A 26433-nucleotide genomic window follows, 5' to 3' on the forward strand; every position below is an offset into this window, starting at 1 on the left:
TCATTCCCATGCCACTGGCTCGCGGCGAACGAACCAGTGGCTGACAGCAGGGCCGGGTACTACACCAGATTGACGTGCAGACCTTGCTGCACCAGTACATCTCCCAGAGTGTTGCCGCTTTCGAGAGCGGAGTTGTGGTACACGTCGAACACTTGGCCATCGACCGTCCGCTGGCCCACCGAACTCCAGGTACCGCCTTCGCCCTGGGTCAGATTGACCTGGTCACCGATGCTGCCCTTGATCAGCAGGTTGTCGCTGGCGGCGTCCTTGACGTTCAGCGCTTCGTGCAGATCCAGGGTGATGCTGTTGGTGCCGCTGGTGCCCAAATCGAAGATATCGATGTGTTGCACCTTCAGGCCCAACGCCGTCAGATCCAGGTTGAGGTTTTTGCCATCCAGCTCCAGGGTATCGATGCCCGCGCCGCCGTCGATCGACAGGAAGTCGAGGGCGTTGACGTGGATGACATCGTTACCGCTGCTGCCATGGATGGTGTCGCCGCTGGCGGTAGTCCCGTCTGCCAGATTGATGGTGACGCCGCCAATGCTGAAGGTGGTGTCTTCAACCTTGGTTTCGCTTGCGGTATCCACCGGCAGCGATGGGTTCACTACCAGCGTGCTGGTGACTGGTTCACTGGTATCGGTTGTGGTTGGGGTGCTGCTGGCCTCGCTGGTTGGGGTGCTGGTTTCGGTTGTCGCATGCTGCACACTTGCCACCTGAGCATGCTGGACTGCGGTGTGATCGGTAGTGCTGTCGGTGCTGGTGGTTTCGGAACCCGAAGTGTCCAGCGACAGCGTTTCGACCGTGGCGCTCGACGTCATCAGCAGCGGCAGTTCGATACCGGAAGTCAGGCCCGCAGAGACGGTGACGCCGTTGCCCGCCAGGTCGGTCACCGAAGCCGCTACCACGGTGCCCAACAGGGTTGGGATCAGGTTGAGCACATTCAGACCCTTAAGGGCGTTGGTGGTGTCGAATTTCACCGACCAATGTCCGGTGGCATCCACGGTGCCCAGCAACGTACTGCCCAGCAAGGTAACGCTGACTTTTGCCCCTTGCTGCACGTTCAGGCTGGTACCGCTGACAGACAGGCCGTTGGTCAAGATGCTCAGCGCACTGCCTAAGGTGCCGAGGGCATCGATACCCAACAACGGCAGCGCGTGGATTTTCACCGTGGCGCTGGCGTTGGCCGAGCTGGTGTTACCGTAATGATCGGTGACTGTCACGCCGACTGACAATGGCCCATCTGCCAGATTGACCAAGTTCACGGTAGGAACGCTGACGCTCCATTTCCCATCGGCACCGACAGCGGCGGTCAATACCAGCCCCCCCACATTGACGCTGACGCTACCGCCGATGGCGTTGGTGGTGGTGCCACCAATCAGCTGGTTCAGGTTGGCTTCGCTCAGGTTGAGGAAACCATCACCAAACAGGCTGCCCAGGCTGACGGTCGGCAGGTTGTGGATGCCCACGCCCAGATCGGCGTTGATGCTGCCGGTCTTGCCTGCGGAGTTGGTGACCGACACGCCTAGTGACAGGTTGCCATCCAGCAGACTGGACAGATTGAGCGGCGTCAGGCTGAGTGACCAGCTACCGTCGGCTTTTACCTGGGTAGTAAAGGTATTGCTGCCAAGGTGGATCTGGATGGTCGCACCCGGTGCGTTGGTGGTATGACCGCTGATGATCTGATTGGTAGTGGCTTCCAGAGCATTGAGCAGGCCGTCACCGCCAAATACGGGATCCAGCGTCAGGGTTGGCAGGGCGTTGATCAGTACGTTGAGTGGGCTGACCTGGGTCACAACGTTACCCGCCGCATCGGTGAGCGTGGTTGTTACGTTGGTCAGACCATCCAGCAGGCCTTGCAGATCCAGGGTCGGGATCGGCAGTTGCCATTTACCGGTGGCATCGACGGTGGTGGTATAGGTGTGGCTGCCCAGCGTCAGGCTAATGGTGGTACCTGCCGTCACGTTGGTGGCCACCCCGCTCAGGGTTTGCGGTGATAACAGATCGGTGAGGTTCAGCACACCGTCGCCAAACAGTGGGTTGAGCGTTATCGTTGGCAGAATGGTCGCCACGTTGATGCCCACGCTGGCACCGCTGGTGTTACCCGCTGGATCGGTTACCGTCGCGCTGACGGTCAGATTGCCTTCCAACAGCCCAGAGAGTTGCAGCGGAGTAATGTTGGCGCTCCAACTGCCATCAGCAGCGACGGTGGCGTTCAGTTGCAGCGTGCCAATCTGGATTGCCACATGGGAGCCAGCCGCCGCATTGGTGGTGGTACCGCTGATGGTCTGGGTCAGCAGCGCTTCGGCCGCATTGAGGAAGCCGTCGCCGCCAAACAGCGGGTTCAGCGCCAGCGTTGGCAGCTTGTTGACGATCACATCGACCACGGTATTGAGTACGCCGGTATTACCGGAGCCATCCAGTACCGAAACGCCCAGGTTGATATTGCCATCCAGCAGGGTGTGCAGATCGGCAGGTTGCAGCACCAGGCTGAACTTGCCGTCGGCACCGATGGTGGTCAGGAAGGTTTTACCCCCGAGTGAAACCTGTACCTGCGCACCAGCGCTGGCAAAGGCCACGGTACCGCTGACGGTCTGGGCTACCAGCGCTTCTGCCGCATTGAGGAAGCCATCACCGCCAAACAGCGGATCGAGCGTGATCACCGGCAGTTTCACATCCAGTTGCAGCCCGGCGGTCGCGCTGGTGGTGTTACCCACCGCATCGGTCGCTGAAGCGGTAACGGTAAAGTTGCCGTTGCCCAGTCCTTGCAGGACGCCGAGGATATCCGGCGTGACGGTAGCACTCCATTTGCCGCCGTCACCCACGGTAGCGGTCAGCGTTTGTGATTCGGCGATATCCAGAGTGATGGTGGCACCCTTCGCCAGATTGGTGACGGTGCCGCTGATGGTCTGGTTCAGCAACAGGTCTGCCACATTGAGGATGCCGTCGCCAAAGACCGGATCCAGCACGATGTGTGGCAGGTTGTGGATGATCGCGGTGATATCGATGTTTTTGCTCACCACGTTACCGGCCGAGTCGGTCACCGAGACGCCCAGCGCCAGATTACCGTCGCTCAGCGCCGCCAGATCCAACGGTGGGATGGTCAGACTCCAGGCACCACCTGTGCCGACGCTGGCGGTATAGGTTTTGGTGCCGAGAGTGACGCTAACGCTGCCGCCGCCGACACCGAGACCGGTAATCACCCCGCTGACGGTCTGCGACAAACCGGCTTCTACTGCATTCAGCAGGCCATCGCCAAAGGCGACGACCGGGCCGATCACCGGCAGGTTGTGGGTCAGCACGTTGATATCAACCAGATCGTTAACCACGTTACCGTTGGCATCGACGATCTGCACGTTGACCTGTGCCAGGCCATCACCCAGCAGGCTCAGTTGGCTTGGCAGCAGTGAGACGCTCCACTGGCCGTTGCCGCCCACGTTCGCATCCAGCGTGATGCCTGCGATGGTGACGTGGACGACTGCACCGTTGTAATTGCCGGTAGCGGTGCCGCTGATCACCTGAGTGAGCAGTGATTCGGCCAGGTTCAGCACGCCATCGCCGCCAAACAGGGCGTTAACCCCCGCGCCGAGCGTTTTGTTCAACGCCACGTTCAGCGTGACGTCGGTGTGGCTGCTGTTGCCTGCGGTATCGGTCAGGGTGACGCCGATGATCTGCGGCCCATCGGTCAGGCTTTGCAGGTTGAGTGACGGTAACGGAATACTCCACTTACCATCCGGACCAACCACCACGCTGGCAGTTAACGGCCCCAGCGTCACGGTGACGGTTTCGCCAACGCCGCCTGTACCGGTTAACGCCTGGTTTACCAGGGCTTCTGCCAGCGTCAGGATATTGTCCCCGGTCAGCAGATCAACCTGCAGCAGCGGCAGTGTGGTATCGGTGGTAATGGTGTGCGTTGTCGCCGTGGTGTTGCCTGCGGCGTCGGACAGTGTGGCATTGATGGTGTTAGGGCCCTGCGGCAGGTTGACCAGATCTGCCGGTGGCACGTTGACCGACCAGGTACCGGTCGCACTGACCTGTGCACTGTAGGTTTTGCCATTCAGCGTGATGGTGACGATGCGACCCGCTTCAGACACCGAGGCAGTACCGGAAATCGCCTGGGCGACGCTGCTTTCGCTGACGTTCAATACATCGTTACCCGCGAAGGCATTGATGGTGAGCGTCGGTGGAATACGATCGACCAACACGCTTTCGCTGGCGGTAAACACCGTTGGCAGCGGTGTCAGCAGTGTGGTGCTGGCGCTGACCACAATATTGCCATCAACCGGGAAGGTAACTACCGTGCTGAAGGTACCGTCCGCCAGGGTAGTGATAGGAACACCCAGCGGCAGGCCACCGACGATAATGGTGACGACCTGACCAAGCCCGATCCCGCCAACCACTTTACCGGTGAGGTTGATGACCAGCCCGACCTCACTGGCGTTAACGATATTATCGCCGGTGATAGGATCGATAGTGATTATCTGGCCCGGAGGCGTCAGGTTAACGGTAAAGTTGTGGTTGTCGACGGCAATATTGCCCGCCTGATCGCTGACCTGAGCCGTAATGCTCGGCGTACTGCCCAGGGCTTTCAGATCGGCAGGCGGAACGGTGACGCTCCAACTGCCGTCTGCCAACACCACACCGGTATAGGTTTTGCTATTGAGCGTGACGATGATTTGCTGCCCAACAGCGACGTGGGTGGAAGTACCGGTAATCAACTGTACCGACTGACTTTCGGCGTAGTTGATGGTGTTATCCGCCGTGAAGTTGGCGATGGTAACGGTAGGCAGAGTGGTGATCGAGATATGCACCGATGAACCGACTGTACCCTGGTTGCCTGCGGCATCCGTGGCGGTCACGGTGATGCTGTTATCGCCTTCGGTTAACGCTTTCAACTCTGGTGTAGTCAGCGCCAGGCTCCAGTTGCCACCGCTGACCTGTGCGGTAAAGGTTTGATTGCCGATCTTCACGCTGACCGAGGTAGCGTCACCTGCGCTACCGCTGAGGGTTTGCCCCAGGTTGGCTTCGGCCAGGTTAAGGAACCCATCACCAAACGGCGTGGCGATGGTCGGCACCGGCGCGGTGAGATCGCTGGCGAAGTTCAATGAACTACTGTTGGTGTTGCCAGCGGCGTCGGTCGCTGTAACGGTCAACACGTGTGGCCCATCCAGCAGAGCACTTAACGTACCGGCAGGCAGCGGCAGCGTCCAGTTACCGCTGGCGTCAACCTGTGCGTTGTAGCTGATACCGTTGACATCGATCGTTACCTTGACGGCCTGACCTGCGCCGTTGACCCCGGTAGTCCCGGTGATAGTCAAGGCCCCGGTGGCTTCGCTGATGTTCAAAACACCGTCGATGCCAAACGGAGGGGTGATGGTTGGCAGTGGCAGGTTCAGTGATGCGGTAACATCCAGCGGCGCAGTGGTTGCTGTATTGCCGCCGCGATCCTCGACGGTGACTTCAATGGTATGCGTACCGTTGGTGAACACGCCAAGCTGAGTGGTATTGAGAGGCAGTGACCAGCCTCCCAGACCATCGGCCAAGGCTGTGAAGATCTGCTGGCTTGGCAGACCGGCATCCACAGTCACCGTGACGATTTGGCCGCTACCGACCAGACCGGTTCTGCCGGTCAGGGTTTGCGCCAGCGCTGCTTCGGCAATATTCAGCAGACCATCGCCGAACGGCAGATCCAGGGTTGGCAACGGCAGCTTGTTGATCAGGATCTCCAGCGAACCGTTGGTGCTATTGGTGTTACCCACCGCGTCCGTTACCGTTACGGTGATTGGCCAGTTACCGTCCGGCAGGCTGAGCAGAGTGGCGCTGTTGAGCGGCAACGTCCAGCTACCGTCGGCATTCACCGTGGCGTTCAGGTTCAGACCGTTGACGTTAACCGTCACTTTCTGGCCCAGATTGCTGGCAAGGCCGGTAGTACCGGTGAGGGCTCCGCCCAGCAAGGCTTCGGCATGGTTGACGATGCCATCAATAAACGGCGTATCCAACTCGGCTACCGGCAGCCCGGTGAGGGTGCTGTTGAAGTCCAGTGTCGCACCGTGGCTGTTGCCGCCCTTATCGGTGGCAACCACGCTGATGGTGTGTGGCCCATCTATCAACCCCAGTAGATCGGTGGTCGGCAGAGTGACGCTCCACTGGCCGTTGTTACCGACCGTGGCGTTGTAGTCTTTACCGTTGAGGCTGACCACTACCGTCTGACCGTTGCCAATAATGCCGGTGGTGCCGGTCAACAGCTGATTGACACCGGCCTCCACCAGATTCAGGGCACCGTCGCCAAACGGCAGGTTAATGGTTGGGTTCGGCAGGATATGCGACAAGATCTCCAGCGAGCCACCGGCACTTGCTGGGTTACCTGCGGCATCTACCGCAGAGACCACCACCTGCACAGTGCCATCTGCCAGCAAGGCCAGGGCGTTGGCCGGGATCAGCGCGCTCCAGGTGCCATCGCCATTGACGATACCGTTCACCACGTAGCTGCCAATCTTGATCAAGACCGGGGTGTTGACCAGCAGGTTGAGCGCGGCACCGCCGATTGGCGTTGCTACACCCAACTCGGCAATGTTGAGAATGTTATCGCCAAACAGCGGGTTCAACGTCAGTGATGGCAACGTATGGGTGTTGACCGCCACCGTAATCGAGTCTGAAATGCCGTTACCGGCGGCATCGGTGACGCTCACGCCGATGGTCACGTTGCCATCCAACAGCCCTTGCAGGATATTGCTTGGGATATTAACGCTCCATGCACCGGTCGTCGGATCCGCCAGGGCAGTGTAAACGTTGGCCCCCAGTGTGACGGTCACGGTCAGGCCCGGATCGGTATGCCCACTCAACACCTGGCCCAGCAGCGCTTCCGCCAGATTCAGGATGTTATCGCCAGCAAACAGATCGATCTCCAGCAACGGCGGCAGGGTATCCACGCTGACGCTATGCGTGGCGCTGGCCGGGTTTTCGGCGACATCGGTTACCGAAGCGGTGACAGTCTGCGGGCCTTGTGGCAGTGCCTGTACGTCGGCAACTGGCACCGTGGCACTCCAACTACCGTCTGCACCCACCACGGCGGTGTAGGTCTTACCGTTGAGCAGCACGCTGACCACCTGGCCAGGCTGCACATGGCTGGACCCTCCGCTAATGATGACGGCGGATTTCACTTCATTGGCGTTGATGATGTCATCACCGGCGATCACGTTGACCGACAGCTGCGGCAGATTGCCCGCATCGGTGATCACGGTGAGGTTGTGGTTAGCGTTGGCCTGATTGCCAGAGGTATCGCTGACCGTAGCGGTGATGGTGTCTTTGCCGTTTGGCAAGGCTCCCACATCGGCTGCCGGTACTTGCAGACTCCAACTGCCGTCCACGCCGACGGTGGCGGTGTAGGTTTTACCATTGAGCGTAACGGTAACCTGCTGCCCTTGTTCGACGCGTTGGCTGCCCCCGCTGATGGTTAGCGGCAAGCTGGACTCCGCCAGGCTGAGGTAATCGTCACCGGACAGCGTGTTGATGGTCAACAGCGGAGCCTGAGCCGGATCGGTATCCAGGGTGATGCCGTGGCTGACTGTGCCGGTGTTGCCTGCGGCATCGGTCAAGGTGGCGGTGATGGTGGTGCCACCGTTCGGCAGGTTGGCCAGATCGCCAGCCGGAATGGTGACGCTCCAACTGCCATCCGCCAGCACCAGCCCGTTATAGGTCAAGCCGTTGATGGTTACCTTCACCACTACCGGTTGGCCGCTGTCGTTGAGCGGTGCGGTGCCGGTGATTTGCAGTGACTGCTGGCTTTCCGCAATGTTGATGATGTCATCGCCGCTAACTGTGTTGATGGTCAACACCGGCAGCGTCAGATCTACCGTGGCGCTGGAGTTGATGCTGGAGGTATTGCCAGCTATGTCGCCGACAGTGACCCCAATGTTGGTTGGGCCGTCTGGCAATGCTGCCAGATCGGCACTTGGCACGCTCACGCTCCAGTGGCCGCTGTTATCCACGATGCCGGTATAGGTTTTCCCTCCCAGCACCACGCTGACGGTTTGACCACTGCCGTTGACCCCGGTGGTGCCGCTCAGCGTTTGATCGCTGGTGGACTCCGCCTTGTTCAGATAGCCATCGCCGAACGGGGTGTTCAGGGTGGCAACTGGCAGGCTGTTGATCAGTAAGCCCAACTGCTGCGAACCGGTGACCAGATTACCCGCTTCATCGGTAGCGCTGACGGTGACGGTCAGTTTGCCATCGCCCAGGATGGTCAGATCGGCGGATGGCACCGTGGTGGTCCAGCTACCATCGGCCAGCACCACGGCAGTGTAGAACTTGCCGTTCAGCGCAATGGTGACGGTTGCACCTGTGGCCACGTTGGTTGAACTGCCGCTGATGCTGATCCCTGCGGCGGCTTCAATGGCGTTCAACTGGTTATCGCCGGTGATTGGGGCAATCGCCAACGCACTCTGCGTGAGATCGACCGTGACGTCATGGGTGGCGCTGGCCGGGTTACCGGCTTTATCACTCACGTCAGCGGTGATAGTCAGGTTGCCGTTGGTCAGCAGGGCCAGATCGGCGGCCGGAACGGTGGTGCTCCAGGAACTGTCCGCCTGCACGGTGGCGGTATAGGTTTTACCGTTCAGGGTAATGGTTACAATCTGTCCGGCTTCAACCCGCAGGCTGCTACCGCTCAGGGTTTGCGTTGCCTGCACCTCGGCACCGTCAATAATGTTGTTGCCCGCAAAGGTGCCGATGGTCAGCACCGGCGCGTTCAACGCACTGGCATCGACTCCGATAGCGTGGGTGACGCTGGTGCTGTTACCGGCGCTGTCGGTCAGGGTGGCTACCAGGTTATAGCTACCATCTGCCAGTGCGGTAAGGTCGGCGGTAGGCAATGAAGTGCTCCACGAACCATCCGGCTGCACAAGTGCGGTGTAGGTTTTGCCGTTCAACGTCAGCGTCACGGTACGACCGGCATCCCCGATGGAGGCAGTGCCCGAAACGGTCTGGTTGAGCAGCACTTCCGCGCTGTTAAGCACATCATCCCCGGCAATAACGCCGACGGTGAGGGTCGGGGCGACCTTATCAACCACCACGGTGCCGTTCAGCGTATTGCTGTTGCCCGCAGGATCGGTAACGACCACGTTGAGCGGTGGCGTGCCGTCCGGCAGCGCTTGCAGATCGCCAACCGGTACGGTCACGCTCCAGTTGCCGCTGCCATCCACCGTGCCGGTGTAGGTTTTATCCCCCAGGGTGACGGTGACGGTTTGCCCCGGCGTGGTGATGCCGGTTGAACCGGTGATGGTTTGCGGCTGGCCCGCTTCCGTGCCGTTCAGGATGCCATCGCCAAACGGCGTATTGAGGGTGGCATCCGGCAGGTTATGGATAAACACGCCCAAGCTATGGCTGCTGCTGACCGGGTTACCCGCCTGATCGACAGCGGACACGCTCAGGTTGATATTGCCGTCGGCCAGCAGAGCCAGATCGGCCGGTGGAACCAGCACGCTCCAGGAACCGTCCGCCAGCGTAATGCCGGTGTAGGTTTTGCCGTTCAGCGTTACGGTCACGGTTGCGCCTGTGGCCAGGTTGAGGCTGCTGCCGTTGATGGTTAATGGCAGCAGGCTTTCAGCCAGATTCAGCTTATCGTCACCGGCAATCACGTCGATAGCGATACCGCTCAGCGCGGTGTTGACCACCACGTTATGCGTTGCCGTGGCCGGGTTGCCAGAGGTATCGCTAACGCTGACGCTAATGGTGCTGTTGCCCTGAGCCAGTTGGCCCAGATCGGCGGCCGGTACGCTGGTACTCCAGGTCCCATCCGCCAGCACGGTAGCGGTGTAGGTTTTGCCATTCAGCGTGATGGTCACCAACTGGCCCGCTTCCACGTGGGTGGTGGTGCCGCTCAGCGTCTGGCTGGTTTTCACCTCTGCGCCGTCGATAATGTCGTTACCGGCAAAGACTCCGATGGTCAGGGTTGGCAGATCCAGCGGATTGGCGTCGATGGTCACGGTATGGGTGACGGTGGTGGTGTTGCCCGCAGCATCGCTCAGTGTGGTGGTTAATGGATAGCTGCCATCGCCAATCGCTTGCAGATCGGCACTCGGGATGGTGGCGCTCCAGGTGCCGTCGTTGGCGACTACCCCGGTATAGGATTTACCGTTGAGGGTCACCGTAACGGTACGCCCGGCGTCGGCAATTGAGGCGGTACCGGAAACCACCTGGTCGCTGAGGCTTTCCAGCGCGTTAACTTTGTCATCTCCTGCGAACGGTTTGACCGCCAGAGTTGGTGGCACCAGGTCAACCTGTGCCGTCACGCTGCCTGACACGCTGTTACCGGCGGCGTCCGTAGCGGCCACGCTGATGGTATTGCTTCCTGCAGGCAGGTTTTGCAGATCGGCCGACGGGATGGAAACGCTCCAGTTACCATTACCATCCACGGTAGCGGTATAGGTTTTCCCACCCAGACTGACGATGACGCTTTGCCCTGCACCAGGGATACCGGTGCTGCCGCTCAGTTGTTGTGCAGTGGCGGCTTCAGCCTGGTTCAGGAACCCATCGCCAAACGGCAGATTGATTGTCGGAGCTGGCAAGGTGTGGGTGAATACATCCAGTGAATGGCTGCTGCTCACCGGATCCACGCCTGGGTTGGAAACGCTGGCGGTGACCGTCGTCAGGCCGTCTTGCAGTGCCAGCAGATCGGTGCTGTTAACCGCTACGCTCCAACTGCCGTTGGCCAGGACAACGCCGGTGTAGGTTTTGCCGTTCAAGGTTACGGTAACGGTTTGGCCCGCATTCACGTTGACGGTGGTGCCGCTGATGGTCAGAGGTTGTGAGGCTTCGGTCAGGTTCAGCTTATCGTCACCGGCAATCACGTTAATGGCGATGCTTTCCACCGCGGTATCAACGGTGATGGTATGGCTGCCGGTAGCCGGGTTGCCCGCCTGATCGTTGACGCTGGCGGTAATGGTGGTCTGGCCATTGGCTAACAACGCCATATCCGCCGCCGGAACATTAACGCTCCAACCGCCGCCCACCTGCACGCTGGCGAAGTAGGTTTTGCCGTTCAGGGTCAGGGTTACGATCTGGCCCACTTCCACGTGAGTGGTGGTACCGGACAGAGTCTGGATAACCAGCGCTTCGGCACCGTTGACGATATCGTCGCCAGCGAATGCGCCGATGCTGACGGTTGGCAGATTGGCCGGGTTGGCATCGACATTGAGGCTGTGGGTGACGCTGGTGCTGTTGCCAGCCGCGTCGGTGAGGGTGGCCACCAGATTATGGCTGCCGTCGCTGAGCGCTTGCAGATCGGCCGCAGGCAGGCTGGTGCTCCACGAACCGTTCGGTTGCACCACCGCGGTGTAGGTTTTGCCGTTCAAGGTCAGGGTAACGGTACGGCCCGCATCCGCGATCGAGGCGGTGCCGGACACGCTCTGTGCCACCAGGACTTCGGCGGCGTTCAGCACGTCATCCCCAGCGACCAGACCGACGGTGAGGGTTGGCGCAGTGGCATCAACGGTGACGGTGGTGTTCAGCGTACTGCTGTTACCGGCGGCATCGGAGACGACCACGGACAGGGCTGGTGTCCCGTCTGGCAACGCTTGCAGATCGGCGGACGGAACGCTGACACTCCAGTTGCCGCTACCATCCACGGTGCCGGTGTAGGTTTTACCCCCCAGCGTGACGGTCACGGTCTGCCCCGGCGTGGTGATGCCGGTAGAACCGGTGATGGTCTGCGGTTGGCCCGCCTCGGTACCATTGAGGATGCCATCGCCAAACGGGGGGTTGAGGGTGGCGTCCGGCAGGGTATGAATAAACACGCCCAGATCGTGGCTGCCGCTGACCGGGTTACCGGCCTGATCGACGGCGGTCACGGTCAGGGTCGCGGTGCCATCGGCCAGCAATGCCAGATCGGCTGCCGGTACAGAGACGCTCCAGGAACCGTCCGCCAGCGTGGTGCCGGTATAGGTTTTACCGTTCAAGGTCACGGTAACCGTCGCCCCCACGGCCAGGTTGGTACTGCTGCCGTTAATGGCCAGTGGTAACAGGCTTTCTGCCAGGTTGAGTTTGTCGTCACCGGCAATCACGGCAATCGACAGCCCGCTGATATCGGTATCGACCGTCACCGCATGGCTGGTGTTGGCCGGGTTACCGGCGCTGTCGTTGACGCTGGCGGTAATGGTGGTCTGGCCGTTAACCAGTAGCGCCAGATCCGCTGCCGGTACGCTGGTACTCCAGGAGCCGTCGGCCAATACGGTGGCGGTGTAGGTTTTACCGTTCAGGGTGAGGGTGACAATCTGCCCGGCTTCCACATGGGTACTGGTCCCTGAAAGCGTTTGAGCCGTCTTCACTTCCGCGCCGTCGACAATGTCGTTACCGGCGAACACGCCGATGCTGAGCGTTGGCAGGTTGGCCGGGTTGGCATCGACGCTGATGCTGTGGGTGACGCTGGTGCTGTTGCCTGCGGCATCGGTGAGGATGGCCACCAGATTATGGCTGCCGTCACTGAGTGCTTGCAGATCGGCTGCGGGCACGCTGGTGCTCCACGAACCGTTCGGTTGCACTACAGCGGTGTAGGTTTTGCCGTTCAAGGTGATGGTAACGGTACGGCCTGCATCGGCAATAGACGCGGTGCCAGACACGCTCTGTGCCACCAGCACCTCGGCGGCGTTCAGCACGTCATCCCCGGCAATCAGGCTCACGGTGAGGGTTGGCGCGGTGGCATCGACGGTGACGGTGGTGTTCAGCGTATTGCTGTTACCAGCGGTGTCGGTGACCGTGACGGTCAAGGCCGGTGTACCGTCTGGCAACGCTTGCAGATCGGCAGGAGGTACGGTGACGTTCCAGTTGCCGCTGCCATCCACGGTGCCGGTGTAGGTTTTGCCACCCAGCGTGACGGTGACGGTCTGCCCCGGCGTGGTGATGCCGGTAGAGCCGGTGATGGTCTGCGGTTGGCCTGCCTCCGTACCGTTCAGGATGCCATCGCCAAACGGGGTGTTCAGCGTGGCGTCCGGCAGGGCATGGATAAACACGCCCAAATCGTGGCTGCCACTGACAGGGTTACCGGCCTGATCGACGGCGATGACGGTCAGGGTAGCAGTGCCATCCGCCAGCAACGCCAGATCGGCCGCTGGTACGTTGACGCTCCAAGAACCGTCCGCCAGAGTGGTGCCGGTGTAGGTTTTACCGTTGAGTGTCACCGTCACGGTGGTGCCCGTGGCCAGGTTGGCACTGCCGCCGTTGATGGTTAATGGCAGCAGGCTTTCCGCCAGGTTGAGTTTGTCGTCACCGGCAATCACGGCGATCGACAGTCCGCTCAGGTTGGTATCGACGGTCACGTTATGGCTGGCGTTAGCTGGATTCCCAGCGCTGTCGCTGACGGTGGCGGTAATGGTGGTCTGGCCGTTAACCAACAGCGCCAGATCGGCGGCCGGTACGCTGGTGCTCCAGGAACCGTCGGCCAAGACGGTCGCGGTGTAGGTTTTGCCGTTCAACGTAATGGTGACGGTTTGGCCTGCCTCCACATGAGCCGAGGTGCCGGACAGAGTCTGGGCGGTTTTCACTTCCGCGCCGTCGACAATATCGTTACCAGCGAACACGCCGATGCTCAGCGTTGGCAGGTTGGCCGGGTTGGCGTCGACGCTGATGCTGTGGGTGACGCTGGTGCTGTTACCGGCAGCATCGGTGAGGGTGGCGACCAGATTATGGCTGCCGTCACTGAGTGCTTGCAGATCGGCAGCAGGCAGGTTGGTGCTCCACGAACCGTTTGGTTGCACCACTGCGGTGTAGATTTTGCCGTTGAGTGTCAAGGTGACGGTGCGGCCTGCATCGGCCACCGAGGCGGTACCGGAGACGGTCTGCGCTACCAGGACTTCGGCGGCATTCAGCACATCATCCCCGGCAATCAGGCCGACGGTGAGCGTTGGTGCGGTGGCATCGACGGTGACAGTGGTGTTCAGCGTACTGCTGTTACCGGCGGCATCGGTGACCACGACAGACAGAGCTGGTGTGCCGTCTGGCAGTGCCTGCAGATCGGCGGACGGAACGCTGATGCTCCAGTTGCCGCTGCCATCCACGGTGCCGGTATAGGTTTTGCCGCCCAACGTGACGGTCACGGTCTGGCCCGGCGTGGTGATACCGGTAGAGCCGGTGATGGTCTGCGGTTGGCCTGCCTCAGTCGCGTTCAGAATACCGTCACCAAACGGCGTATTGAGGGTGGTGTCCGGTAGCGCATGGATAAACACACCCAGATTGTGGCTGCCGCTGACCAGGTTCCCGCCCAGATCGACAGCGCTCACGCTGACGGTGGCAGTACCATCGGCCAGCAACGCCAGATCGGCGGCTGGAACCTGAACGCTCCAGGAACCGTCTGGCAGGGTGAGGCCGATGTAAATCTTGCCATTCAGCGTTACGGTGACGATGGCACCCAACGGCAGATTGGCACTGTCGCCAGTGATGGTCAGCGGCAACTGGCTTTCGGCCAGGTTGAGTTTGTCATCACCGGCAATCACGTCGATAGACAGCCCGCTCAGGTTGGTATCGACGGTTACGTTATGGCTGGCGTTGGCCGGGTTGCCGGCACTGTCGCTGACGCTGGCGGTAATGGTGGTCTGGCCGTTGGCCAACAGGGCCAGATCGGCGGCCGGTACGCTGGTGCTCCAGGAACCGTCGGCCAATACGGTGGCGGTGTAGGTTTTGCCGTTCAGCGTAATGGTGACAGTTTGGCCTGCCTCCACATGAGCCGAGGTGCCGGACAGGGTCTGAGCGGTTTTGACTTCTGCGCCGTCGACAATGTCATTACCGGCGAACACGCCGATGCTGATGGTCGGCAGGTTGGCCGGGTTGGCATCGACACCCAAGACATGCGTGGTGCTGGTCGTGTTACCGGCGGCATCGGTGAGGGTAGCCACCAGATTATGGCTGCCGTCGCTGAGCGCTTGCAGATCGGTGGCGGGCAGTGAGGCGCTCCAGCTTCCATCCGGTTGGACCACCGCGGTGTAGGTTTTGCCGTTCAGGGTCAAGGTGACGGTGCGGCCTGCATCGGCTATCGAGGCGGTACCGGACACGCTTTGTGCCACCTGTACTTCGGCGGCATTCAGTATGTCATCTCCGGCAACCACGTTAACGGTCAGGGTCGGCGCGGTCTCATCGACGGTGACGGTGGTATTCAGCGTACTGCTATTACCGGCGGCATCGGTGACCACGACAGACAGAGCTGGTGTGCCGTCTGGCAATGCCTGCAGATCGGCAGCCGGAATGGTGGCGCTCCAGTTGCCGCTACCATCCACAACACCGGTGTAGGTTTTCCCCCCCAGGGTGACGGTGACGGTCTGGCCCGGGGTGGTGATGCCAGTGGAGCCAGTGAGGGTCTGCGGTTGGCCCGCTTCGGTACCATTGAGGATGCCATCGCCAAACGGCGTGTTGAGGGTCGCATCCGGTAGGGCATGGATAAACACGCCCAGATCGTGGCTGCCGCTGACCGGATTACCGGCCTGATCGACAGCAGTGACGGTCAGGGTGGCAGTGCCATCAGCCAGCAAGGCCAGATCGGCTGCCGGTACGGAGACGCTCCAGGAGCCGTCTGCCAAGGTGGTGCCGGTGTAAGTTTTCCCGTTGAGTGTGACGGTAACCGTCGCCCCCACGGCCAGGTTCTGGCTGGTACCGTTAATGGCCAATGGCAACAGGCTCTCCGCCAGACTGAGTTTGTCATCGCCGGCAATGATGGCAATGGACAGCCCGCTGATATCGGTATCGATGGTGACGTTATGGCTGGTGTTGGCCGGGTTGCCGGCACTGTCGCTGACGGTGGCGGTAATGGTGGTCTGGCCATTGGCCAGCAGCGCCAGATCGGCGGCCGGTACGCTGGTGCTCCAGGAACCGTCGGCCAAGACGGTCGCGGTGTAGGTTTTGCCGTTCAACGTGATGGTGACGGTCTGGCCCGCTTCCACGTGAGTGGTGGTGCCGGATAGGGTCTGAGCGGTTTTCACTTCGGCGCCGTCGACAATATCGTTACCGGCAAACACACCGATGCTGACAGTTGGCAGGTTGGCCGGGTTGGCGTCGACGTTGATGCTGTGGGTGACGCTGGTACTGTTGCCCGCGGCATCGGTGAGGGTGGCGACCAGATTATGGCTGCCGTCGCTGAGCGCTTGCAGATCGGCGGCAGGCACACTGGTGCTCCACGAACCGTTCGGTTGCACCACGGCGGTGTAGATTTTGCCGTTGAGCGTCAGGGTGACGGTGCGGCCTGCATCGGCCACCGAGGCGGTGCCGGACACGGTTTGTGCCACCAACACTTCAGCGGCGTTCAGTACATCATCCCCGGCAACCAGGCCGACGGTGAGGGTTGGCGCGGTTTCATCGACGGTGACGGTGGTGTTCAGGGTATTGGTATTGCCGGCGGCATCGGTGACCGTGACGGTCAGGGCTGGTGTGCCGTCTGGCAAGGCCTTCAGGTCGGCACTGGGCAGCGTGACGCTCCAGTTGCCGTTGCCATCCACGGTGCCGGTATAGGTTTTACCGCCCAGAGTGACGGTGACGCTCTGGCCCGGCGTGGTGATACCGGTGGAGCCGGTAATGATCTGCGGTTGACCCGCCTCGGTACCATTGAGGATGCCATCGCCAAACGGCGTGTTGAGGGTGGCGTCTGGCAGGGTATGGATAAATACGCCCAGATCGTGGCTGCCGCTGACCGGGTTACCGGCCTGATCGACAGCGGTCACGCTGATAGTCGCGGTGCCATCGGCCAGCAGGGCCAGATCGGCCGCCGGTACGGTGACGCTCCAGGAACCGTCGGCCAGCGTGGTGCCAGTGTAGGTTTTCCCGTTGAGCGTGACGGTAACCGTCGTACCCGTGGCCAGATTCTGGCTGGTGCCGGTAATAGCCAATGGCAACTGGCTTTCCGCCAAGCTGAGTTTATCATCACCGGCAATCACGGCAATGGACAGCCCGCTCAGATCGGTATCGACGGTCACGTTATGGCTGGTGTTGGCCGGGTTACCGGCGCTGTCGCTGACGGTGGCGGTAATGGTGGTCTGGCCGTTGGTCAGCAGTGCCAGATCGGCGGCCGGTACGCTGGTACTCCAGGAACCATCGGCCAAGACGGTGGCGGTGTAGGTTTTACCGTTCAGGGTAATGGTGACAATCTGGCCCGCTTCCACATGGCTGGTGGTGCCGGACAGGGTCTGGGCTGTTTTCACTTCGGCGCCGTCGACAATGTCGTTACCGGCGAATACGCCGATGCTGACAGTTGGCAGGTTGGCCGGGTTGGCATCGATACCCAAGACATGCGTGGTGCTGGTCGTGTTACCGGCGGCATCGGTGAGGGTAGCCACCAGATTGTGGCTACCGTCGCTGAGCGCTTGCAGATCGGCGGCTGGCAGTGAAGCGCTCCAGGAGCCGTTCGGTTGCACCACGGCGGTGTAAGTCTTGCCGTTCAAGGTCAAGGTGACGGTGCGGCCTGCATCGGCCACCGAGGCGGTACCGGAGACGGTCTGTGCGGTTTGCACTTCAGCGGCGTTCAGCACGTCATCCCCGGCAACCACGTTAACGGTCAGGGTCGGTGCGGTCTCATCGACGGTGACGGTGGTGTTCAGGGTATTGGTGTTGCCGGCGGCATCGGTGACCGTGACGGTCAGGGCCGGGGTGCCGTCTGGCAGCGCTTTCAGATCGGCACTGGGCAGCGTGACGCTCCAGTTGCCGCTGCCATCCACGGTACCGGTGTAGGTTTTACCCCCCAGCGTGACGGTGACGGTTTGCCCCGGGGTGGTGATGCCGGTGGAGCCAGTGAGGGTCTGCGGTTGACCCGCCTCGGTACCATTGAGGATGCCATCGCCAAACGGTGTGTTGAGGGTGGCGTCTGGCAGGCTATGGATAAATACGCCCAGATCGTGGCTGCCGCTGACCGGATTACCGGCCTGATCGACGGCGGTGACAGTGACGGTGGCGGTGCCATCGGCCAGCAACGCCAGATCGGCGGCCGGAACACTGACGCTCCAGGTGCCGTCCGCCAGCGTGGTGCCGGTATAAGTCTTGCCGTTCAGGGTCACGGTGACGGTGGTGCCCACGGCCAGGTTTTGGCTGCTGCCATGGATCGCCAGTGGCAGTTGGCTCTCCGCCAGGCTGAGTCTGTCATCGCCAGCGATCACGGCGATGGACAGGCCACTGAGGCTGGTATCGACGGTGACGTCATGGCTGGCGTTGGCCGGGTTACCGGCGCTGTCGCTGACGGTGGCGGTAATGGTGGTCTGGCCGTTGGCCAACAGCGCCAGATCGGCGGCCGGTACGCTGGTGCTCCAGGAACCGTCGGCCAAGACGGTGGCGGTGTAGGTTTTGCCGTTCAACGTAATGGTGACGGTCTGCCCGGCTTGTACATGGGTGGTGCTGCCCGAGATCGTCTGGGCGGTTTTCACCTCCGCACCGTCGACAATGTCGTTACCGGCGAACACGCCGATGCTGAGCGTCGGCAGGGTGGCCGGGTTGGCGTCGACGCTGATGCCGTGGGTGACGCTGGTGCTGTTACCGGCGGCATCGGTGAGGGTGGCCACCAGATTATGGCTACCGTCGCTCAGTGCTTGCAGATCGGCGGCAGGCACACTGGTGCTCCACGAACCGTTCGGTTGCACCACGGCGGTGTAGGTTTTGCCGTTCAGGGTCAGGGTGACGGTGCGGCCTGCATCGGCGACCGAGGCGGTGCCGGATACAGTCTGTGCCACCAGCACTTCGGCGGCGTTCAACACATCATCACCGGCAATCAGGCCGACAGAGAGGGTTGGTGCGGTCTCATCGACGGTGACGGTGGTGTTCAGGGTATTGGTGTTGCCCGCGGCATCGGTGACTGTGACGGTCAAGGCCGGGGTGCCATCTGGCAGGGCCTTCAGATCTGCTGAAGGGATACTGACGCTCCAGTTGCCGTTGGCATCCACGGTGCCGGTATAGGTTTTACCCCCCAGCGTGACGGTGACGGCTTGGCCCGGCGTGGTGATGCCGGTGGTGCCGGTGAGGGTCTGTGGTTGCCCGGCTTCTGCGCCGTTCAGGATCCCATCGCCAAACGGGGTGTTGAGGGTCACGTCCGGCAGGGCATGGATAAATACGCCCAGATCATGACTGTCGCTGACCGGGTTACCGGCCTGATCGACGGCGTTCACGGTCACAGAAAGGGTGCCATCGGCCAGCAATGCCAGATCGGCAGCCGGAACGGAGACGCTCCAGGTGCCGTCCGCCAGCGTGGTGCCTGTGTAGGTTTTACCGTTCAACGTCACGGTGACGGTGGTACCCACGGCCAGGTTGGCACTGCTGCCATGGATCGCCAGTGGCAGTTGGCTCTCCGCCAGGCTGAGTCTGTCATCGCCAGCGATCACGGCGATGGACAGGCCACTGAGGCTGGTATCGACGGTGACGTCATGGCTGGCGTTAGCCGGGTTACCGGCGCTGTCGCTGACGCTGGCGGTAATGGTGGTCTGGCCGTTAGCCAGCAACGCCAGATCGGCGGCCGGTACGCTGGTGCTCCAGGAACCATCCGCCAAGACGGTGGCGGTGTAGGTTTTGCCGTTCAACGTGATGGTGACGGTCTGGCCCGCTTGCACATGGGTGGTGCTGCCCGAGATCGTCTGGGCGGTTTTCACTTCCGCGCCATCGATAATATCGTTGCCAGCGAATACGTTGATGCTGAGCGTCGGCAGGGTGGCCGGATCGGCATCCACGTTAATGCCGTGGGTGACGCTGGTGCTGTTACCGGCGGCATCGGTGAGGGTGGCCACCAGATTGTGGCTACCGTCGCTCAGTGCTTGCAGATCGGCGGCAGGCAGTGAAGCGCTCCAGGAGCCGTTTGGCTGCACCACCGCGGTGTAGGTTTTGCCGTTCAGGGTCAGGGTGACGGTGCGGCCTGCATCGGCGACCGAGGCGGTACCGGAGACGGTCTGTGCGGTTTGCACTTCAGCGGCGTTCAGCACGTCATCCCCGGCAACCACGTTAACGGTCAGGGTCGGCGCGGTCTCATCGACGGTGACGGCGGTAGTCAGGGTATTGGTATTGCCAGCGGCATCGGTAACCGTGACGGTCAGGGCCGGGGTGCCGTCTGGCAAGGCTTGCAGATCGGCGGCAGGAATGGTGACGCTCCAATGGCCGCTGCCATCCACCGTGCCGGTGTAGGTTTTACCGCCCAGCGTGATGGTCACGGTCTGGCCCGGGGTAGTGATGCTGGTGGTGCCGGTGAGGGTCTGTGGTTGCCCGGCTTCTGCGCCGTTCAGGATCCCATCGCCAAACGGGGTGTTGAGGGTCACGTCCGGCAGGGCATGGATAAATACGCCCAAATCATGACTGCCGCTGACCGGATTACCGGCCTGATCGACGGCGGTGACAGTGACGGTGGCGGTGCCATCCGCCAGTAAGGCCAGATCGGCAGCCGGAACGGAGACGCTCCAGGTGCCGTCGGCCAGCGTGGTGCCGGTGTAGGTTTTACCGTTCAACGTCACGGTGACGGTGGTGCCCACGACCAGGTTGGCACTGCTGCCATGGATCGCCAGTGGCAGTTGGCTCTCCGCCAGGCTGAGTCTGTCATCGCCAGCGATCACGGCGATGGATAGGCCACTGAGGCTGGTATCGACGGTGACGTCATGGCTGGCGTTAGCCGGGTTACCGGCGCTGTCGCTGACGGTGGCGGTGATGGTGGTCTGGCCATTGGCCAGCAGGGCCAGATCGGCGGCCGGTACGCTGGTGCTCCAGGATCCATCCGCCAAGACGGTGGCGGTGTAGGTTTTGCCGTTCAACGTAATGGTGACGGTCTGGCCCGCTTCCACGTGGGTGGTGGAGCCCGTAATTGTCTGGGCCGTTTTCACTTCCGCGCCGTCGACAATATCGTTACCGGCGAACACGCCGATGCTGACGGTTGGCAGGTTGGCCGGGTTGGCGTCGACGCTGATGCCGTGGGTGACGCTGGTGCTGTTACCGGCGGCATCGGTGAGGGTGGCGACCAGATTATGGCTGCCGTCGGCCAGGGCGGCGAGGTCGGCCGCAGGCAGTGAGGCGCTCCAGGTGCCGTCCGCCTGCACGGTGGCGGTATAGGTCTTACCGTTCAAGGTCAGGGTGACGGTGCGACCTGCATCGGCCACCGAGGCGGTGCCAGAGACAGTCTGCGCCGCCAAGACTTCGGCGGCGTTCAGCACGTCATCCCCGGCCACGACGTTTACGGTCAGGGTTGGCGCAGTTTCATCAATGGTGACGGTGGTAGTCAGGGTATTGCTGTTACCGGCGGCATCGGTAACCGTGACGATCAGGGCCGGGGTGCCGTCTGGCAAGGCTTGCAGATCGACTGAAGGGATACTGACGCTCCAGTTGCCGTTGGCATCCACGGTGCCGGTGTAGGTTTTACCACCGAGCGTGACGGTGACGGTCTGGCCCGGCGTGGTGATACCTGTGGTGCCGGTCAAGGTCTGCGGTTGGCCCGCCTCTGCGCCGTTCAGGATCCCATCGCCAAACGGGGTGTTGAGGGTCACGTCCGGCAGGGCATGGATAAATACGCCCAGATCGTGGCTGCCGCTGACCGGGTTGCCAGCTTGATCGATAGCGCTCACGGTGACGGTAGTGCTGCCATCGCCCAGCAACGCCAGATCGGCAGCCGGTACGGTGACGCTCCAGGAGCCGTCGGCCAGGGTGGTGCCGGTATAAGTCTTGCCGTTCAGGGTCACAGTAACCGTGGTCCCGGCGGCCAGATTGGCACTGCTGCCATGGATGGCCAGTGGCAGTTGGCTCTCCGCCAGGCTGAGTCTGTCATCGCCAGCGATCACGGCGATGGACAGGCCACTGAGGCTGGTATCGACGGTGACGTCATGGCTGGTGTTGGCTGGATTACCGGCGCTGTCGCTGACGGTGGCGGTAATGGTGGTCTGGCCATTGGCCAGCAGGGCCAGATCGGCGGCCGGTACGCTGGTGCTCCAGGAACCATCTGCCAAGACGGTGGCGGTGTAGGTTTTGCCGTTCAACGTAATGGTGACGGTCTGGCCCGCTTGTACATGGGTGGTGCTGCCCGAGATCGTCTGGGCGGTCTTCACTTCTGCACCATCGATAATATCGTTGCCAGCGAATACGTTGATGCTGAGCGTCGGTAGGGTGGCCGGATCGGCATCCACGTTGATGCCGTGGGTGACGCTGGTGCTGTTACCGGCGGCATCGGTGAGGGTGGCCACCAGGTTGTGGCTGCCATCGGCCAGGGCGGCGAGGTCGGCGGCTGGCAGTGAGGCGCTCCAGGTGCCATCCGCCTGTACTACCGCGGTGTAGGTTTTACCGTTCAAGGTCAGGGTGACGGTACGGCCCGCATCGGCAATAGACGCGGTGCCGGACACGGTTTGTGCCGCCTGCACTTCGGCGGCGTTTAGCACATCATCCCCGGCCACCACGTTTACGGTCAGGGTCGGGGCGGTTTCATCAACGATGACGGTGGTGTTCAGGGTATTGGTATTGCCGGCGGCATCGGTAACCGTGACGGTCAAGGCCGGGGTGCCGTCTGGCAAGGCTTGCAGATCGGCTGAAGGGATACTGACGCTCCAGTTGCCGTTGGCATCCACGGTGCCGGTGTAGGTTTTACCACCGAGCGTGACGGTGACGGTCTGGCCCGGCGTGGTGATACCTGTGGTGCCGGTCAAGGTCTGCGGTTGACCCGCCTCTGCGCCGTTCAGGATCCCATCGCCAAACGGGGTGTTGAGGGTCACGTCCGGCAGGGCATGGATAAATACGCCCAGATCATGGCTGCCGCTGACCGGATTACCTGCCTGATCGACGGCGTTCACGGTCACAGAAAGGGTACCATCGGCTAGCAATGCCAGATCGGCAGCCGGAACGGAGACGCTCCAGGTGCCGTCTGCCAGCGTGGTGCCGGTATAAGTCTTGCCGTTCAGCGTCACGGTGACGGTAGTGCCCACGGCCAGGTTGGCACTGCTGCCGTGGATGGTCAGTGGTGACTGGCTTTCGGCCAGGCTGAGTCGGTCATCGCCAGCAATCACGTCGATGGACAGGCCACTGAGGCTGGTATCAACGGTGACCTCATGGCTGGCGTTAGCCGGGTTACCGGCGCTGTCGTTGACAGTGGCGGTAATGGTGGTCTGGCCATTGGCCAGCAGTGCCAGATCGGCGGCCGGGACGCTGGTGCTCCAGGATCCGTCGGCCAGTACGGTGGCGGTGTAGGTTTTGCCGTTCAACGTAATGGTGACGGTCTGGCCCGCTTGTACATGGGTGGTGCTGCCCGAGATCGTCTGGGCGGTCTTCACTTCTGCACCATCGATAATATCGTTGCCAGCGAATACGTTGATGCTGAGCGTCGGTAGGGTGGCCGGATCGGCATCCACGTTGATGCCGTGGGTGACGCTGGTGCTGTTACCGGCGGCATCGGTGAGGGTGGCGACCAGATTATGGCTGCCATCGGCCAGGGCGGCGAGGTCGGCCGCAGGCACGCTGGTACTCCAGGTGCCATCCGCCTGTACCACGGCGGTGTAGGTCTTGCCATTCAGGGTCAGCGTGACGGTGCGACCTGCATCGGCAATAGACGCGGTGCCGGACACGGTCTGTGCGGTTTGCACTTCAGCGGCGTTCAGCACATCATCCCCGGCAACCACGTTAACGGTGAGGGTCTGCGCAGTTTCATCAACGGTGACGGTGGTAGTCAGGGTATTGGTATTGCCTGCGGCATCGGTAACCGTGACGGTCAAGGCCGGGGTGCCATCTGGCAGCGCTTGCAGATCGGCGACAGGAATGGTGACGCTCCAATGGCCGCTGCCATCCACCGTGCCGGTGTAGGTTTTACCGCCCAGCGTGATGGTCACGGTCTGGCCCGGGGTGGTAATACCGGTAGTGCCGGTCAAGGTCTGTGGCTGCCCGGCTTCTGCGCCGTTCAGGATCCCATCGCCAAACGGCGTGTCCAATGTGACCGCTGGCAAATCATGGGTAAAGACCTCAAGATTATGCGTGGTGGTGACGGTAGAACCATCGTTGCCGGTGACGCTGGCAGAAATGCTGTTGTTGCCTTCGGCCAGCAGTTGCAGGTCGGCACTAGGCACTTGCAGTGTCCAGCTACCGTCGGCCAAGACCAGCGCGGTATAGGTTTTGCCATTGAGCGTGACGGTAACGGTAGCCCCGGCAGCGACGTTGGCCGTGGTACCGCTGATGGCCAGTGGAAGCCCGGCTTCGACGGCGTTGAGCTTATCGTCTGAAGAGACAATACCGATATGGATTGCCGAAGCATTGCTGTCTACGGTGACCGCCTGGTGAGCGGTTGTCGTATTGCCCGCCTGATCGCTAAGCGTGGCGATCATCTCGTAGTTGCCGTTGGTCAGGGCTGCCATATCTGCGGCAGGGACGCTGATGCTCCATTTGCCATCGGCACCTACGATACCGGTATAGGTTTTGCCATTGAATGACACGCTGACCACCAGCCCGGCCTCGCTGACGGAGGCGGTGCCGGTAATGTTTTGTGCCGACTTTTGCTCGTCGACGGTGATCAAATCATCGCCGGTAAACTTATCCAGCGTCAGCACCGGCGGCACGGTGTCCACCAGCAAATGCTCGGTTACGGTGGTGCTGTTGCCTGCGGCGTCAGTGGCCGTTACGGTGAGGGTATTATCCCCTTGGGCCAGCGCCTGCAGATCTGCGGCAGGCAGTTCAAGACTCCACTTGCCGTCCGCCCCGGTCACCGTAGTGTAGGTTTTACCATTCAGGCTGACGACAATCGTCTGGCCCGGGTTGCTGGTGCCGCTCAGCGTCTGTGGCGTATGTGCCTCGGCGGCATTGAGTATGTCATCCCCGGCCAGCTTGTTGACGGTAAGCGTTGGGGCGGTCAAATCGACGGTGATGTTTTCATGCGCATTGGCGCTTTGCCCCGCTTTATCGGTAACGGTGGCATTGAGGGTGAGCGAGCCATTGGCCAGTGCGGCCAGATCGGCAGCAGGCAGTGACAGCGACCAGCTTCCGTCGGCTTGTACCACCGCGCTATAGGTTTTGCCGTTCAGGGTAATGGTAACAGTTTGCCCCGCTTCGACGTTTTGAGTATGTCCGCTCAGCGTTTGCGCGTTCTTGGTTTCGTTGGCATTGATGACGTTATCGCCGGTCAGGGCGTTAATCGTGATGTGCGGGGTCGGATTGACGACGCTGGTATCAACCGAAATCTGGTGATCGACCGTGGTTTGGTTGCCCACTTTATCGACGGAGGTCACGATGAGCTCGTAGTTACCGTTTTTCAGCAGCGCCAGGTCTGCCGCAGGCAGTTGCAGGCTCCACTTGCCGTCGCTACCCACCGTCGTGGTGTAGGTTTTACCGTTCAGAGTAATGGTAATGGTTAGCCCGGCCTCGCCGGTACCGCTCAGTGCCTGTGCCGCTTTTAACTCGGCACCGGTCAGGTGGTCATCGCCGGTCAGCTTGTTGACAGTCAAGACTGGCGGAGTGGTATCGACCAGTACGGAGATGGTTTTTTCAACGCTGATCCCATCCTGGTTGGTCACTTTGACCGTCAGTTGGTAATTGCCATCTTTCAGACCAGACAGCGCAGCGGAACTGAAATCAAAGCTCCACTTGCCATCGGCGCCGACGGTGGTGGTGTAACTTTTGCCATTGAGCGTCAGCGTGATGGTCATGCCGGCTGCAACGCCGGTAGTCAGGCCGCTCAGCAACTGGGCAATTTTAACTTCACTGGCGTTAAGCACGTTGTCCTGGCCCAGTTGTCCGACGGTCAGGGTCGGCTGTTCTGGCGGTACAGAAGGTTCGTCGTTGTGGTGATCGTTTTTCCCTGTCCCGGTAGCGATGGCGACGCCAGCCCCTAACGCCAGGCCAGCCAGAATGGCGGCGATGGCTCCGTTAGAGACATCATGATTGGTGATCAGCAGCGACGAAACGTCAGACAGGGATTCAAACTGCGGTGTGATCAACACGGGCTCGGCGCTAGCGGCGGTAGCCGGGAATATCGCGTGCTGGATAGTGCCATTGCCATCATCAAACACCAATTCACTGTGTTTACCGTCAGCATCCACCTCAAAGAAGCTCTGATAACGCACCGTCGTACCGTCTTTCATGTGGACGATCAGATCGTTACCTTGGCGTTCATAGCTGCTCACCAAAGCCTGAGTGCCGTGGATCCGCACAATGCTGCTTTGTGTCAGGCTGACGGAAGGGGTACCGGTTGCTACGTCAGCGATTCTTGTGCCGCCATGACGAGCAATAATATCAACAGCCCCAAGGGTAAAATTGGTTTGTGCCATGTTGTGAGCCTCTGAACGCCAAAGTGAATTTGCATAGCGCGCCAAAGCCGGTTGTGTGGCTTTTGTAGGCGCGCTGGTACGCTCGATGGGCGTACCCCCGAGCTAAATTTAACCTGGTATTTAGACGACTAACTAATGCAAAGGTAACGAATGATTCTTCCCTGATAGGATTTTATGATTAAGTTTCCTAACTTATCTGTGAGGTAAGGTATATACCCGTGATCATTGA

At 61.1% G+C, this 26433-nt stretch carries 1 protein-coding gene; it reads right to left on the reverse strand.

Annotated features, from left to right (window positions below; translation table 11 throughout):
* Window positions 1-59 precede the first annotated feature (59 nt).
* Window positions 60-26204, reverse strand: coding sequence for an Ig-like domain-containing protein (locus tag U869_RS32025; RefSeq protein WP_025120542.1), 26145 nt, complete (start codon window positions 26202-26204; stop codon window positions 60-62).
* Window positions 26205-26433 lie beyond the last annotated feature (229 nt).

This window comes from Serratia sp. H1w (assembly GCF_000633355.1).
Lineage (GTDB): Bacteria > Pseudomonadota > Gammaproteobacteria > Enterobacterales > Enterobacteriaceae > Chania.